11 protein-coding genes and 3 pseudogenes are annotated in these 15,226 nt (G+C 35.7%); 9 read left to right on the top strand and 5 right to left on the bottom strand.

Annotated elements, in window-relative coordinates; all coding sequences use genetic code 11:
• Positions 1–251 precede the first annotated feature (251 nt).
• Positions 252–866: a carbonic anhydrase gene (locus GJV03_RS16330; protein ID WP_004722639.1), complete on the top strand. Its 615-nt coding sequence runs from the start codon at positions 252–254 to the stop codon at positions 864–866.
• 66 nt (positions 867–932) lie between these two features.
• Here the strand turns inward: GJV03_RS16330 and GJV03_RS16325 are convergent, their stop codons facing one another.
• Together GJV03_RS16325 and GJV03_RS16320 are read right to left on the bottom strand one after the other, a co-directional pair.
• A complete protein-coding gene (locus GJV03_RS16325) occupies positions 933–2,441 on the bottom strand; it encodes a long-chain fatty acid transporter (RefSeq protein ID WP_154130580.1) in 1,509 nt (502 codons plus the stop codon).
• Between the two features lie 517 nt (positions 2,442–2,958).
• Positions 2,959–3,117, bottom strand: a pseudogene (locus GJV03_RS16320) (DUF4172 domain-containing protein); the annotation flags it as partial.
• On the opposite strand from GJV03_RS16320, the gene GJV03_RS16315 reads away from it, so the two are divergent.
• Both GJV03_RS16315 and GJV03_RS16310 read left to right on the top strand, forming a co-directional pair.
• Complete coding sequence (locus GJV03_RS16315; RefSeq protein WP_154130579.1) at positions 3,109–4,005, top strand: hydrolase or metal-binding protein; 897 nt, start codon at positions 3,109–3,111, stop codon at positions 4,003–4,005. The pseudogene GJV03_RS16320 and the gene GJV03_RS16315 overlap by 9 nt on opposite strands.
• A gap of 90 nt (positions 4,006–4,095) precedes the next feature.
• On the top strand, positions 4,096–4,323 hold the full coding sequence (locus tag GJV03_RS16310) for an AlpA family phage regulatory protein (protein WP_154130578.1): 228 nt from the start codon (positions 4,096–4,098) through the stop codon (positions 4,321–4,323).
• A gap of 151 nt (positions 4,324–4,474) precedes the next feature.
• Here the strand turns inward: GJV03_RS16310 and GJV03_RS16305 are convergent, their stop codons facing one another.
• On the bottom strand, positions 4,475–5,401 hold the full coding sequence (locus GJV03_RS16305; protein ID WP_154130577.1) for a hypothetical protein: 927 nt from the start codon (positions 5,399–5,401) through the stop codon (positions 4,475–4,477).
• Positions 5,402–5,410: 9 nt separating this feature from the next.
• Entirely contained in the window at positions 5,411–6,124 is a 714-nt protein-coding gene (locus GJV03_RS16300) for a DUF3944 domain-containing protein (protein ID WP_154130576.1), read from the bottom strand.
• Between the two features lie 411 nt (positions 6,125–6,535).
• Between GJV03_RS16300 and GJV03_RS16295 the strand changes: the two are divergent.
• The 6 genes and pseudogenes from GJV03_RS16295 to GJV03_RS16275 form a co-directional block, all read left to right on the top strand.
• Positions 6,536–6,670 (top strand): annotated as a pseudogene (locus GJV03_RS16295) (type I restriction-modification system subunit M N-terminal domain-containing protein); the annotation flags it as partial.
• Positions 6,669–7,064 (top strand): annotated as a pseudogene (locus tag GJV03_RS21800) (type I restriction endonuclease subunit R); the annotation flags it as partial. The pseudogenes GJV03_RS16295 and GJV03_RS21800, both read left to right, overlap by 2 nt.
• Before the next feature lie 59 nt (positions 7,065–7,123).
• Complete coding sequence (locus GJV03_RS16290; protein ID WP_354666867.1) at positions 7,124–9,283, top strand: hypothetical protein; 2,160 nt, start codon at positions 7,124–7,126, stop codon at positions 9,281–9,283.
• Between the two features lie 11 nt (positions 9,284–9,294).
• Positions 9,295–10,059, top strand: coding sequence for a hypothetical protein (locus GJV03_RS16285; RefSeq protein ID WP_154130575.1), 765 nt, complete (start codon positions 9,295–9,297; stop codon positions 10,057–10,059).
• A gap of 284 nt (positions 10,060–10,343) precedes the next feature.
• A complete protein-coding gene (locus GJV03_RS16280) occupies positions 10,344–12,560 on the top strand; it encodes an AAA family ATPase (RefSeq protein WP_252720724.1) in 2,217 nt (738 codons plus the stop codon).
• Between the two features lie 10 nt (positions 12,561–12,570).
• On the top strand, positions 12,571–13,878 hold the full coding sequence (locus GJV03_RS16275) for an McrC family protein (RefSeq protein WP_154130574.1): 1,308 nt from the start codon (positions 12,571–12,573) through the stop codon (positions 13,876–13,878).
• A gap of 80 nt (positions 13,879–13,958) precedes the next feature.
• Here GJV03_RS16275 and GJV03_RS16270 read toward each other — a convergent pair whose 3' ends face one another.
• A complete protein-coding gene (locus GJV03_RS16270) occupies positions 13,959–15,176 on the bottom strand; it encodes an integrase arm-type DNA-binding domain-containing protein (RefSeq protein WP_154130573.1) in 1,218 nt (405 codons plus the stop codon).
• Positions 15,177–15,226: the final 50 nt, after the last annotated feature.

The following is a 15,226-nucleotide window of genomic DNA, read 5'->3' as shown; positions in this document are numbered from 1 at the left end:
CATTTGCCGAGAAAGTCTTATTTGTAAGTTTTTTGCCATAGTTTCAGAGTCCAACTCAACTAATATAGAGATTATTTTGTATTTTAGTTAAATAATTTTAATTAAACTGTGAATTATGTCTATGTATTTTTGAAATTCAGCCCCATATCCCTTACATAACAAAAATTGTAACAGAGTTTATTTTTAGTCAGTGACTTTCACATTTTGCGGCATTAAAATAATCACACTCTCCACACAATGGAACAAAGGACATGCTAACTGCTCAAGAAGCTTTAGAACGATTAAAACAGGGTAATGAACGTTTTGCACATGGTGAAACCAATCTGACTAAATTTTTGACGCATCAGCAACGATCTGAAATGATGGACAGCCAAGAGCCATTTGCCATTATTTTAGGTTGTTCAGACTCTCGTGTTCCAGCAGAAATGGTTTTTGACCAAGGTTTCGGTGATTTATTTGTGATTCGTGTTGCAGGTAATATTGTCGCGCCGTCACAAGTGGGCAGTGTGGAATTTGCCGCAGATAGTTTTGGCTGTCCATTGGTTGTTGTTTTAGGGCATAGCCATTGTGGTGCGATTCATTCAACGATTGAAGCGCTGAAGAATCCAAATACACCACCTTCTGCAAATCTTATGTCAATTGTAAACCGTGTTCGTCCCTCAGTTGAAATTCTAATGCAAACTGAATTGAAAGATGACTTAGAAAAGCTATCAATGCATGCCGTGAAATCAAATGTTTTTGCTTCAGTCAATCAATTACGCCATGGTTCAGCCGTATTAGAAAACTTAATTGCCAAAGGTAAATTAAAAGTCGTTGGTGCTGAATATTCTTTGGAAACGGGCGAAGTTTCTTTTTATGATTTTTAATGCTTTAAATTTCCATCATAAAAAAATCCCACTGTGATGTGGGATCTTTTTTATCAATATAGATTCTTAGAATCTATAACCAATTTTTAAACCATAAGCGATAGCATTGTTATCTTTAAACTCTGCAACATAAGTATCACCACCTGCTTGAGCACCTGTTTGTGCTTTTGCATCACCTAACCAGAAGTATTTAACACCACCAGCGATGAACGTTGCAGGTGTAGGGCTATATTGAACACCTAAACCTAGATTCCAATAACCTTCTGTTGGACCTAAAGTTGAAACAGGATTACCCGCACCAGAGTCCCAACCTACTGCAACAGTTCCTGACCATAGGTCATTGATTTTACGGCCAACACCCGCAGTCACTGTATATTGATCATCAGAATATTCAACCAAGTTAAATCCATTTGGACGATTAACTATACCACCGACAGCTTGAGAAACTTTACCAAATTTTAACGGTTGGATTGAGAAGTCTTTCCAATTGACCCAACGCAGGTTTGCAAAAGCAATGGTATTTGCCATGATACCTGTTTGTAAATCGATGTTAACAGATTGTGGTGTTGTAATTGTCGTTTTACCATTGGCAGCAGCAATTGCTTTTGCCACATCAGCTCCATTATCACCGAGTAAAGCTAATGCACCAAGCGTAGGAATCGATTCATTGATATTCACATCATGATCGATTTCAGAGCGATAAGTTACAGAGGCTTTTAATGCGATCTCTGGAATCTGATATGCGGCACCTGCTAACCAACCCACACCACCAGTTTCTTTGATATTTGCATCATAACCATTATATAAACTATAAGCTTGACCACGCAGACTAACATTTCCTTTAATGGTTTGGTAAACACCACCACCATAGAAGTTTAAGTTAGCAATGGGCTGAAAGCCAAAAATCATTGAAATATTTTGGGTATCTACTTTAACTTTGGTGTTGCCCTTACCTAGTGTGTCATTTGCCGCTTTAATGGCTTGATCAACTCTACCTGTAACTGCATTTTTTACCGCAGCATCAACACCCGCTTTATATGTAGGATCACTGCCATATTGAGCCAATGATTGTCCAAATTTTTGTTGACCCTCTGGCGTGCCTAAGTCTACACCTTGACTTTGCAATACCAAACCGACACGTTCTTGTGTAGTGACCTTGTCAAATCTTTCCTGAATCGTTTTATTACGCAGTGGGGTTAAACTAGTTAGAGGTAATACAGTATCGTGATCAGATGAAACGAAAGCATTTTCACCTGAATATGCAGCATCTGCGCCAAATGGTTTGTCATATAAAAGACCAAATGAAACTTGATCAGTCAGTTGTAATTTAATCGCAGCAGATGGAAAATAATAATCATCTCCCATATCACTAATTTCACGATATGGTTTAGGCGTATCTCCAGCTTCTCGACCTTCAACAGTTGGATCTAAAACTGAAATACCAGCTTCAAAATAATTATTAGGTTGAAGGAATGCCGAAATTGATTGGCCTGAGCGATCCATTGCTGCGGCAAAAACACCAGTCATTGGCAAACTTGCAGCAATTATCGCGATTGATAAATGTTTTAATTTCATTTTAATTTTTCCCTAATATAATAAAATGAATACTTTGAAGTACTTAAGTTTTGAATGAGAAATAATTTTGATACTTAAATATACAACTCAAAGTTACTTCTATTTACAAAATAACATATAAAAAATAAGAGTAAATACTCTAGAGGGTGAATTAGTGAAAAAAAAATGAACTATGTAGTTTAGTTTAGTGGGCGAGGATTTAGAAAAAAATATAAAGATGTGATTATTTATAGAGATATTAAAAAAATTCAAACTGAAAATAGTAAAATTTAGATAATTTCGTGATTGATGGATTGCGTAAAATATAACCAAATGGTCAAAATTAAGTTGAGTTTATTTGGCAATATTAAGTGGCTCAATATTAAATCTTTGTAAAGACGGGAATTCATTTTTTACTCTTCTTTAATTGTGCGCCCTTATAGGGTTTAAGTTTTTGATTTATCTATTCAAAAACGATAAAAATATTTTAAGTAAATTGGCTTTATCGCAAAAAACACCTTTAAAAAGGGTATTATTTTTATAATAGGGAATTGATTTGATAGCGAGTATTGCGTCCACCACCTTCCAATTTGATTATACATCCTTTTTCTAACAGGTCGGATAAATGCCGAGTAGCTGTTGCTTTACTGACTTTAGCAACCTTTTGATATTGAGAGGCACTAATACCATGATCAAAGGTTTAGCAATCACGCCGCCAATACTAGGCAGAATCAGTATCGGTAAAGTGGTAGAAAAGAATGGTAAACGCGTCCCTGAAAAGGATGATCAATTCACCATTACCAGTCAAATTCAAGGTAAAGAAGGCTGGGTGAAACATCCACTGGATGAGCAGCTTCGAGCCAAAGCACCGAATCAAAAACTCCGTTCAATCCCAGTTCGCATGATCTTCAATGATCCAGAGCTTAACTTGAGGGCTGAATACAGTTTATTTGACCGTCAGACAGGATGTCCCGTATGTGTAGGGAATGGTGAAACCTGTCAACGGTTGACCAATCAAGGGGTAGAACAACATCCATGTCCATCCCCTGATTTATGTCCTTTAGCACAAGGAGGCAACTGTAAACCTTATGGGCGTTTGCATGTCAATTTAGATGAATCGGATGAACTCGGCACATTCATTTTTAGAACCACAGGTTTTAATAGCATTCGGACTTTGGCTGCGAGATTGAGTTATTACCATGCAGCCTCCAATGGTTTGCTTTCATGTCTGCCTCTACAGCTTACACTCCGAGGAAAGTCTACTACACAAAGTTATCGTACCCCTGTGTATTACGTGGATTTAACACTTCGTGATGGCATCAATCTTCAACACGCCATTCAAATGGCCAAAGACATTGATCAACAAAGCAAAGCTTCAGGATTTAATCAACATGCTTTGGATCAGAAGGTTCGGCAAGGTTATAGCAATGCGCGGTTTGAGGTGGATGGGGAGGAAGGTAAGGTAATTGTGGAAGAGTTTTATACACAAGATGCACGACAGCAAGATCAGAAGCCAATACCTGATTTCACGCAGGTGCAGGAGGTTCAGAAAGGTTTGCAGCAGTCTGTCAGCGCAGTCAGTTGAAACTTCAGCGCAATGCGAAAGTTAATTTTTACGAATCGCTCAATTATTTGAGCGAATTACCGCTCGCATTACAGATCAGGAGTAAGCATCATGAATGTGATCACAGGCCAAACTTTTACTATGAATCAAATTATTAATTTGAAAGAGGTTATGCGAATTACGGGGTTAAGTCGCGCAACGATTTATAACATTATGGATGAGCGTCATAAGCAATACGATCCAACATTTCCAAAACAGATTAATTTGACGGTTGGTCGAGTTGGTTGGTCAGCTTATGAAATTCATCAGTGGATTGAAAATAAATTGGCAAGTCGATAAAAGGTGGGAGCTTCGGCTCCCTTATTTTTTATTCTATTGGTGTTTGTGTGGCTTTTATGAATTTTTTAAATTAATAATTTAGATAAAATTTAAACCGACAGATTCACTCGAAAATAGGATAACTGTAAGCTTAAATTTGGGTTAAGACAGTTTAAGCTTCAATCGCAGCAGTTTTCTGGGGAATCACATAATCAATCCTTTCTAATGCAGGTTTTTCAAGCAATTCGACATGTATTGTGCTTTGGATCAGATTTTTAGCTGGCAGCCTGATTTTTTCGAAAAAAGGTACTTGCTCAGGTTTAATTCTAAATTCGTTTAGAGCATTATTAATTTCATTGAGATAACTACGGTACTGACTCATTAAGCCTGAATATTGATGATGGCTATCCTCAATTAAGACTTGAGAAAACTCATTGTGATGTAATCGATGTGAAAGAATGAATTCAAGGTGCATCCCAATAGGTAAGATTTCCATCATTTGTTGAATAAACTGCATAATGAGCTCAATATGCTGTTGTGAGTTAATTTTTTTGGATTGTACTAAGCTCAGTAGGTTTCCAATAAAAGAAATTAAATGGTTTTTAAGTTTTATAGAGGATGACAAAGTATTATTTGCTAACTCATGAACAGCTGTCAGGCGTGTTCTATCATCTAACAACAATTTAAACGTCTGTAATGAGGCCAAATACTCACTGGTTTTATCAGTATAAAATAAAATATTTTGTTCTTTGATGTCCTGAGAAACTTTTAATACACACTGTTGGACGGCTTCAATTTTCTTACTCAAAATTTGAGTTTGCACCACCATAGCAACCATTAATGTTGCTGTAGAAATAGCTTGAGTCGCAACAATTGTGGTTTGCAATGTTGTTTGTAAAGAGCCTAAACCTTGAATAAAGCTTTCAATGCCTACTGAACTCACTTCTTTCAAAGGAATATGCTGAATGATGCCTACCTGTTCAAGCCCCTTTTTCCAATAGGCAACACCATCTCTGATGTTGACTTGATCATTGGCCAAAGCTTCTAAAAGTTGTTTTGAAAAATTTTCAATATCATAGCTAAATACTTTATCTAACATACGAATTCCTTAAAACTCATTATGGTCATTTTTATTTTTTTCATGTTTAACTCTCATCATTGCAACAATACAGCATGCAGGGATCGTAACACGATAAGCAGGTGCAGTAATATCTTTTGCAGTCAAAGGTAGTGTTACCGCTGCAAGTAATGGATTGACCTTAATAAAATTTTTAGCAACGTTCAGTCCAGCCAAAAGTCCACCTGTAGCACCAGAACCACCACCAACACTATTTTTAATGGTTTTAAGTGGACTCTCCTTAATTGAAGTTAAGCCCAGATATCCCTTTTCTTTTAATGTTTTATAAATAAATCCTAAATCATTCAACTGAGTGATTCGACCAAAAAGTGTACGAAGTAATTTTTCCTCAAGTAGATTAATATCTACGGTGGCTTTGTGGAAATCCACGCCTGTTTGGTTTGCGACATCTTCAAGGATTTCCCGATAAACAATGCCATTACCTCTGACAAAATTAACCAATGTATCTCCGCCAAAAAGCTGTATTTCTGCAGCGATCGCTTTCCAACTATTTTTATATAAATCATCTTCCGTGGGATAAAGCCTAATATTTTTGACAAGGGTGCTTTTAAGGCCTCCAGTCCACTGTTCAGTACCTTCGCTATCCGCGATTAGCGTGTTTGCCAATAACTTAAGGTCTTGGGAGTCACAGTATTGCAGGAATGCCAAATCTGGATCTTCACGAAATTTTGCTTCAGTTGCCATCAGAATATATTCTCTTTATAAGGAGTTTAATTAATATTTTTCAATATGTATCATTTTATCAGTTAATACAGATAGTTGCCTATCCTCTATAAAGAAATTATTGTCTTGATTTTAACGATCGGATGAATAAAAATCACGAGTAATGAGCAAGATTACGACAATAATTGTCGTATATCATGTTTAAACCCGCTCTGTTTATTGAGTAAGAAGTATAAAAATTTATCCTTCAAATACAGCTATTATTCATTGGCTAATATGGAACTATATTTTTTTTAATAATACTGCGTGAGCCCATTTTTATATCAAAGAAATGTCTTTTGTGCTATTTAAAGCCTAGTAAAATACCATTCAAATCAGGCACAATAGTCTTATTTTTCAAGTTTTTTGCCTCATGGCAAGTGGTATTTTTAAATGAAAAATAATAACTTTTCACAGCTTGCTGCATTCATTTGGCCTGTTGCTGACTTACTCCGTGGCGACTTCAAACAGTCCCAATACGGACGTGTCATTTTACCGTTTACGCTATTACGCCGTTTAGAGTGTGTCTAAGCACCGTCAGCAAGACATACAGCTTAAAGCTAATACCACAGAGAATAAGCTAGAACCTGCTAATGATATAGGTACGGCAAAGGCAAAGGATAAGAAAGAGGATTTCTTGTCTGTGATACTAAATCGTGTGAATGACTTGTTTGTGACGGATAAGCTTACTGATTAGGATATGATTAATTATGTGCAGACAGTAGCGGATAAAGTGTCTGAAAACACACGTATGTTGACGTAGATTCACAATAACTCACGTGAACAAGCCATGTTAGGTGAGTTTGAAGCCGTACTTAATAGTAATACAGCGCATATAGAGCAAATGACACAGCTTATGAGTGATCCTTCCAAGATGAGAAAGTTTGCTCACATTATTTATGATATGTTGGTGAATAAATAGTGTCAGGGTTATTAAGAATAATTTTTTATAAATATTGAATGGAATATATAGAGGGTAATGTGAATACGGTTTCTAAAATTAATTACACTGAAAGAGATGCGTTAGAACAGCAAAAGGAGACACTGTTAGGGCAACTGAAGCAGTTACAGTTCCAGCTTTTTGATAAAAATGCTCCAGAAGTAGTTGAGCATGTTAATCAATTACAGTTAGAAAAGGCAAAGCAACAATCCTTATTGAAACAAGCACAATCAAAACTAGCGCAATTAGAGCCAGAATTAGAAAATTTTGAAGAAGGTGCCGTCCAGATTTTATTGGAAGCAATTATCCAGCAGGATTGGTATGGGTTTAAAAATAAACGTGAGATCGTCTTTGATAAACGTACGGGAATCTTATTCCCAAATTTTGAGTTTATGCCTCATTGCTTAATGGAATCGTGGCAAGATACTAGAAAAAAATATGCACCTGATAACATACAAGTAGGACAGTGGAAACAGCTTCATGAGATCGGGTGTAATGATTATGGTTTCTGTAACAAAACTATAGTTAATGAATTTAATATGCCTAAAAAATTTAGAGGGGAAAACGAAGCTAATTTATGTGGCTATTTTAGCAATTTTGGTAATTATGCATCAGACAGGAATTATCATCTTTATTACAGAGAGAAATTTTCTAAGAATAATGCTGATTATGGTGTCAATAGGAGTGATGGTAGAGTAAGTAACGCTACAATTTTACTAGTATTGAAAATATTAAATAGAGATGATCTATCAAAAGATAATCCACGTAAAACTAAATATGAAAAAGCTAAAATTATTTTAGATTTCTTTATCGAACAAGATTGGATTCCCAATTTTGAACCATTTTTTGAGAAACATGATGATGATGATGATTTTCAAAAGCGTTTGAGCGAAACTCAAAAAGAGTGTGAGGAATATAACCGTATATTCGATGCTTACTACAAGCGCATACAATTACAAAAACAGTTAGTTGGCTTAGAGTCAAAAATTGCCGAATTACCAGAACCAGCTCCTCTTAATGTATTTACCTCAGATTTTGATTATCGGCTAGACTTAAAGAACTATGCTTTAAGCTTAATCGAAAGTTCAGTTTGGCAGTTTAGCCAAGCAAGTCAGAAATGGATTGATAATTTATTAAATCGTATTGATAAATGGGAAAATGAGCATCTCAACCTCGTTAAGAATACAGTTGAACTCAATCAAGAGTTAGTTAAAAAATTACCTGTAAGTATCAATGTGACTACTGAAGAAAAGCAGTTGCTTGAAGCACAATTACTACATCTCAAAAAACGTCTTGATCTAGGTTTAACGCCGTTGCGTTCAAATTTAATGAATCTGTTATCAGAGTCTCAGAAAATTACTTTAGATTTAGAGCAGACCAATACATTGCTTGGGTTAGCTCAGCTTGAACAAAAATTACGTCCAAGCTTTGAATTGCTTGCAGAGCATACAGCGACACTTTGTACCAAAACATTAAAAGAAATGGAGTGGTTGGATCAGTCACTAGATTTTGTTAAAACAGTTGTCGGTGTTCTGCGTAAATCAGCAGAAGATTATCTTATTTTAGTTGATAAGTATCAGCAAGATTTAATGCAAATTGGCCTAGACAATAGTATCGAAACTGAAGAAATCACAAAGTGGTTTGCTGAGTGGCGCAGTGAGCGTTTATCTCTTTTAAAACAAATTCAGCCGTTGTTGGATGCTGGCTTAAATAAACTTATAGATGAGCAAACCGTCCTTGATGTACTGCCATGTATTGAACAGTATCAGAATAAATTGGATCAATTCTATTTACAGAAACGTCTAGGCATTCATACAACTTATGCATTCCAGCCGAATGGACATCGTCAAGAGAAGCTTGAAAAAGAACAAGAGCTCACTAAACTCGTTCATCAGTTCATGCAAAAGTTAGAAAGAGTCATCTTTAATATCCAAACAACGGCGCAAAAGATTTGGCTTATTCGCTTCAGTGAAGTTTGGCAAGAAGGTATAGTCAATGAAATTACAGACTTTTTAGCTAAAGAACAGCTTATTGAGCGTGATGATGTTGTTCAAATAATGAGTGAAGAGCTACGTAAAATTCATCAACAGAACTTAGCCGCATGTTTGCTGGATGCTCAAAGCTATAGTGAAGCATTGGCACAACGGGAAAAAGACGTAAATTCATTGATATTTAAAATGCGTAAAGCATTAATGAAATAAGAGGATTAGATATGAGTTTTTTGGGGGATTTAGTTGGTGGCGCTGTCAGTTTCGCTAAAAGTGTTTTTAGTGGCTCTTCTAGTGATGGTGGACGTGATCGTGATTATGGTAGTGGTTCATATTCTACATCTACGAGTTCAACAGTAACTAATTACGATCCAGATAAAGTGGAAGTTGCTAGACTTGAAAATGAACGTGTTGATCTTGTCAAAAATGCACAGCTTGAATTAATGGAAGTTAATGCACGTCTTGAAGCTGTGATGATTGAAGCGCGATGTAAGGGCTTTCAGGCAATGCAGGGTTCAATGATGCAAATGCTGAAAGAAGTGAATCATTTAGCAGAAGAACGATTAGTTTTGCTCGAAAATGGTAGCCAAGAGCAAATTCAAAAAGTTGAGTTGATGTATGCAGATTTAAGCAAGGACATGGAAAACGACGACTTTATGTCTGCTAAAGTGCCTCAGATGTTGGAAATTGCGAATAAGTTTCCTGAGGATTCCGATACTCGAAAACTCTATATGAGTGGCATTGATCGTGAAATGGCGAAACATTTTGATTTTAAGACCGAGCAGTTAAAGAATTTAAATCAACGTTGTCAGATTGTGGTTGCATCGGTAGTTGTAAGTAAAGAAAAAATGCAACATCACATTGATACAGTCATCTCAAAGCGTATTGAACACATTGAACAAGTAATGCAGGTTAATGCTCAGCTTCCTTATAATGCAACAACGCAGATTGGTTGTGGGGAATCTTTGAAAATTGAGCAGAAGTCTTAAAGATAAATTAGTATTAGCAATCTGAAATACTAGAATTATTGTAGAACAACGTCTGATGTTAACCATTAGGCGTTTTGTTTTAATATGATGCTATTAAATAGCTGTTTTTTAGTCACATTGCTTCAGGGAAAAGATGAATAGTTTGATGATCTGATTTAATAATACCGTCGTATTTTGGACAAAGAAAATAAGGAGTAGTTTAGTAAAGGCATAGCAGAATTTAAAAACAAGTGAAATTGTATACTAAACAATGAAAATTAAAGTTTGAGGGGGAAGGTTGTACTATGAATTATTGGATGTTAGGGGCTGATTGGGATGGCGATGATCAAACTCAAAAGTTCCTTGAAGAAGGTATTTGGCAAAATGGCTATACTGATAAATTTTTAGATATTGTTAAAAAAGTAAAAGTTGGCGATAAGGTTGCTATTAAAACTGTTTATGTTCAAAAGAATAATTTGCCCTTTAATAATTATGGTTGTGATGTCAGTTGCATGAAGGTAAAAGTCATTGGAGAAGTGACTGAAAATTTGGGGGGTGGACGTACATTAAAAGTAAAATGGGAGCCATTGGCTCAAGAACACCTCATCTATCATTATACATATTGGCATACAATTATGCGTATTGCTCGTCAATTTGTTAAAGAATTGATTTTTGACAAAGTGCCGCAAAATTATACTGAATTAGAAGAAGTTTATAAGAAAAAATCAGAGAGGTTTGATGACCAATTATCTGATGAGCAAATATTAGATCATTTTAAAACAGTCGATGGTTATTTAGAAGTAATACAAAAAGAGACACACAAATCGCTCTTTTTAGAACTTGTTCGTTTTATGCATCAGATTCCGCTTGATTGGTGGATTACACAAAATGATAGTAAGCATCAAATTCGATTCGGTGAAAACAAAAGTTATAACGGGGCACATAGCACTAATCGTATTTTAGGCTTCTTAGACTTCAATCCCGAAGGATTATTTTTAACCTCAAATCAGGAAGAGTTTTTCATTACGCAAGAACGAATTCAGTTAACCCGTGAAATATTCGACGAATTAAAAAAAAGTGACTTTGTTGCAATTGATAAACAACGAGAACCTTATGTGGGCTATTTACCAAATGATTATGAGGATACGAATATGGACGAAAATAACAAAAATCAAAATCTTATAGAAAATACAGTATTAAACCGTATTTTATTTGGTACCACAGGTACAGGTAAAACCTACTATACCATTAATCATGCTTTATCCATCATTGAAAATAAACCACTCGAAGTTTTAGAGCAAGAAGACCGCACGGCGCTAAAAGTACGTTTTGATCAATACAAAGAACAGGGTCAAATTAAGTTTGTCACATTCCATCAAAGTTTTAGTTATGAAGATTTTGTCGAAGGGATACGTGCTGAAACGTCTGATAATGGGCAGTTAAGCTATGATGTAAAAGATGGTGTCTTTAAAGAGATTTGTGAAGATGCTCAAATAGAAATTTATACAAAGCAAAATAATGTATCAGCACCGATTGAAGCGAACATCAATAGTGCTATTGATCAGCTTATTACTCAGGCTAAAACAGAGGAAATGATTTTTCACACCAAACGTGGTGCAGAAATTAAAGTATCAAGTAATTCAGGAGGCACTTTAGTTGCACTTACATCAACGGGGAGTAATGTCCCATTATCTATTAGACATATTCGTAACTATTTGAAGATTCAAAGTGACATGATTGTGGATCAAAAGAGTTATGAATGGGCTATTGCATATTCTTTACGTTCAAAAGTTAAATTCACAAGCTCAGTTGAAAAAGTAAAACCTTATGTTCTCATTATTGACGAAATTAACCGTGGCAACATCTCCCGTATCTTTGGTGAGCTGATTACTTTAATTGAAGACTCTAAACGTCAGGATGCTGAAGAACAGTTATCAGTAATCTTGCCTTATTCCAAAAAAGAATTTTCTGTACCAAATAGCGTCTACATCATTGGCACAATGAACTCCTCCGATCGTTCCTTAACAGGGTTAGATATTGCTTTGCGCCGTCGTTTTACATTTATTGAAATGCCACCACAACCTAAAGAAATCAAAAATGAAAATGGTGAATTATTAAAAATCTCTGGAAAAGATAAACAAGGTAACGACAAGGATGTGATTGTTGCGGATATCTTATCAGTCATGAATCAACGTATCGAAGTGCTGTTAGACCGTGATCATTGTATTGGTCATGCTAACTTCATGATTTTGAAGAAACAGCCAACACTTGAAAACTTAGCCCATATTTTCAAACAAAAAATCATTCCTCAACTGCAAGAGTATTTCTTTGATGACTGGGCAAAGATAAATTTAGTTTTGAATGGAAATGGAATGCTTCAGTCAAAATCTATAGAAAAATCAGCAATATTTCCGAATATAGATTCTGAGGAATTGGATTACTTTGAAGATAAGAAAGCTTGGGAGCTAGTGCCAACCTCATTTGATAATATAGTTAGTTTCACCAAAATTATTCAACATTAATGGGGGATATATGTCTGAACTGATTACAGTCAGAGAATATGCATATATTAGTGTTATGTATGCTGGTTGCCCTGAATCAACGATAGACCATGCTTATATCTCTACATCAGCATTTGACAATTTGTGTGAACTATCGGCATCGTTTTCAAAACAAGGTGCTAAAATATTTGAATTAGCTGGGCGTAGAAAGCTTAAGCTTGATCAATATGTAGGAATTATTGAAACCAAGTGCGGTACTCGCATTGAAATTCTGCCCAAACATATCGACAAAGCTATTGGTGAATCCATAGAAAGCGTGGTTGAAAATGAACGTGAGCTTTTGAAAAAGATGCTCCGAGTATCATTGCATTTACCTTATCGCGATGTTGGTGAGGCAAGTTTGAACCGATTTAAACAACCTCTGCATGAGTGGATAATAGAACAGTTTCTCTATAATTTTGAGAAGCTCATTCAACGTGGTTTACGTTTTGATTATCAGCGTATTCAAGAAGAGCAAAAGTATTTAAGAGGGCAGTTGCAGCATGTAAAACATATGCGGCAACCACCATCAAAAAAGCATATCTTCCACATTGAGCATGACGTTTATGAAGTGAATCGACCTGAGAATAGATTGATTAAAACTGCATTAGATGTTGTGTGTAAAAAAACAAGAAGTTCTAAAAATTGGAAGCTTGCTCAAGAACTTCGTTTAATGACTGGAGAAATTCCAAAGAGTCAGAATATATCTCAGGATTTTAAGCAGTGGCAGTCGGGGCGCTTACTTGCTCTATATACTGATATAAAGCCTTGGACTGAGTTAATTTTGAGTGAATACATGCCTGTATCTGCTCAAGGTGATTGGCGTGGGATGAGCTTATTATTTCCGATGGAAAAGCTTTTTGAGCATTATGTTGCTTACCATTTACGCCGTGAATTAAAAGATTGGGAAGTAAGGACACAAGTATCGAGTCAGCATATTTGTCTATATAACGATAAACCAATTTTTAGACTCCGTCCTGATATTTATATTCAGCATAAGCAAAAGAATCTGAAAATTATTTTAGATACTAAATGGAAGCTATTAGATCAACATAATCGAAGTGGGCGCTTTGGCTTTAAAGATGGTGATATTCAGCAGATGTTCGCTTATAGCCATTATTATTTGGAACATGCGAGTGAAGTGATTTTAATTTACCCTCATCTACCTAGCAAATTTGATGATGAACTTCGTTTTAAATTTAATGTGCAAAGTGATAAAGCTCTTTTGAGAGCGATTCCATTTCATCTGGATAAACCAAAAAAAGTTATAGATTATTTATCAAGTTTGTCTTTAATGTAGTAACTGAATGAACCGTACTGACAATATCGGAGACAGAAGAGTTAAGTCATTTCTGCCCCACTCCTTTAAAATAATTTTAGCTAAGCTAATTGAGCTTTTAGCCCATCACAATAATCAGCCCATTGCTGCATCATCTCTTTTCTCTTCTCTAAATGCTTAGTACGGTTATAAGCACGACCATGCATATCTTTTACCTGATGGGCAAGCTGTTGCTCAATCAATTCAATTGGAAATTCTAAAACCTCTTCTAAAATTGTACGTGCAGAAGCACGAAAACCATGTCCACAAGCTTGTTCACTGGTATAACCTAAGCGACGTAAAGCTTGATTGATGGTATTTTCCGACATGGGCTTTAAGTTGGAAGTGATTGCAGGAAATACATACTCACTTCTACCTTTTGTTATTTGAGCAAGTTCTGAAAGTAAATGAATGACTTGCGTTGATAGAGGGACAATGTGCTGAACACCTGTCTTTGATTTTGTTTTTGGAGGGGTATAACTCCACAAGCCCTTTTGAAGGTCGATATCTTGCCACTTTGCATGTCTTAATTCGCCTGGGCGAACAAAAACTAAAGGCGCGATACGTAAGGCATATCGGGTAACAATTGCACCCTCATAGTAATCAATGTCTTGTAAGAGCAAGGCAAAATCTTTAGGTTCTACCAAAGCTGCCATATGAGTCACTTTGGGAGGTGAGATAGCTCCTTTTAAATCTTGAGTAACATCACGCTCGCAAAGGCCAATAGAAACCGAATATCTAAGGATTTGACCGCATTTCACTTTGACTTTTTTAGCTGTTTCTAATTTTTCTTCTTTTTCATAAATTCGACAAACTTTCAGTATGTCCATGGCTTTAATTTCATGTACTGGGATTTTTCCAATATGCTGATTAATTACGTCTAATAAGCGTTGTTGCCCTTTAATCGTTGATTCAGCAAAGTCTTGCTTTGCCATCCACTCATTTGAAATATTCTGGAAAGTATTATTATTCGTATTTAATATCTCATTCTCAATTCTAACTTTTTCAACATGTGGGTCGATATTTTGAGAGAGAAGGATACGAGCTTCATCTCTTTTAATTCGTGCTTCAGCAAGGCTGGTCGTTGGATATATACCAAAACTAATGGTATTGCGCTTTTTAGTGTATGGACGACTATAGTCAAATTTCCAATATTTATAACCATTTTTGTGAATGAACAAATAAAGACCCAAGCCATCTGAAATTCGTTGGTGCTTGTTTGGATCAGCCTTAAGGCTTTTGATCTTACTATCGGTAAGGCTTTTGACTATTTTTGGCATTTTTACAGTACAAGATTTTTCGTATAAAAGTTTGTACTGTAATTTATACT

Origin of the sequence: Acinetobacter sp. RIT698 (assembly GCF_009668065.1) — a bacterium.
GTDB lineage: Bacteria > Pseudomonadota > Gammaproteobacteria > Pseudomonadales > Moraxellaceae > Acinetobacter > Acinetobacter guillouiae.
Note: the sequence above shows the minus strand (reverse complement) of the source record. Positions and strands in the feature narration are given on the sequence as shown.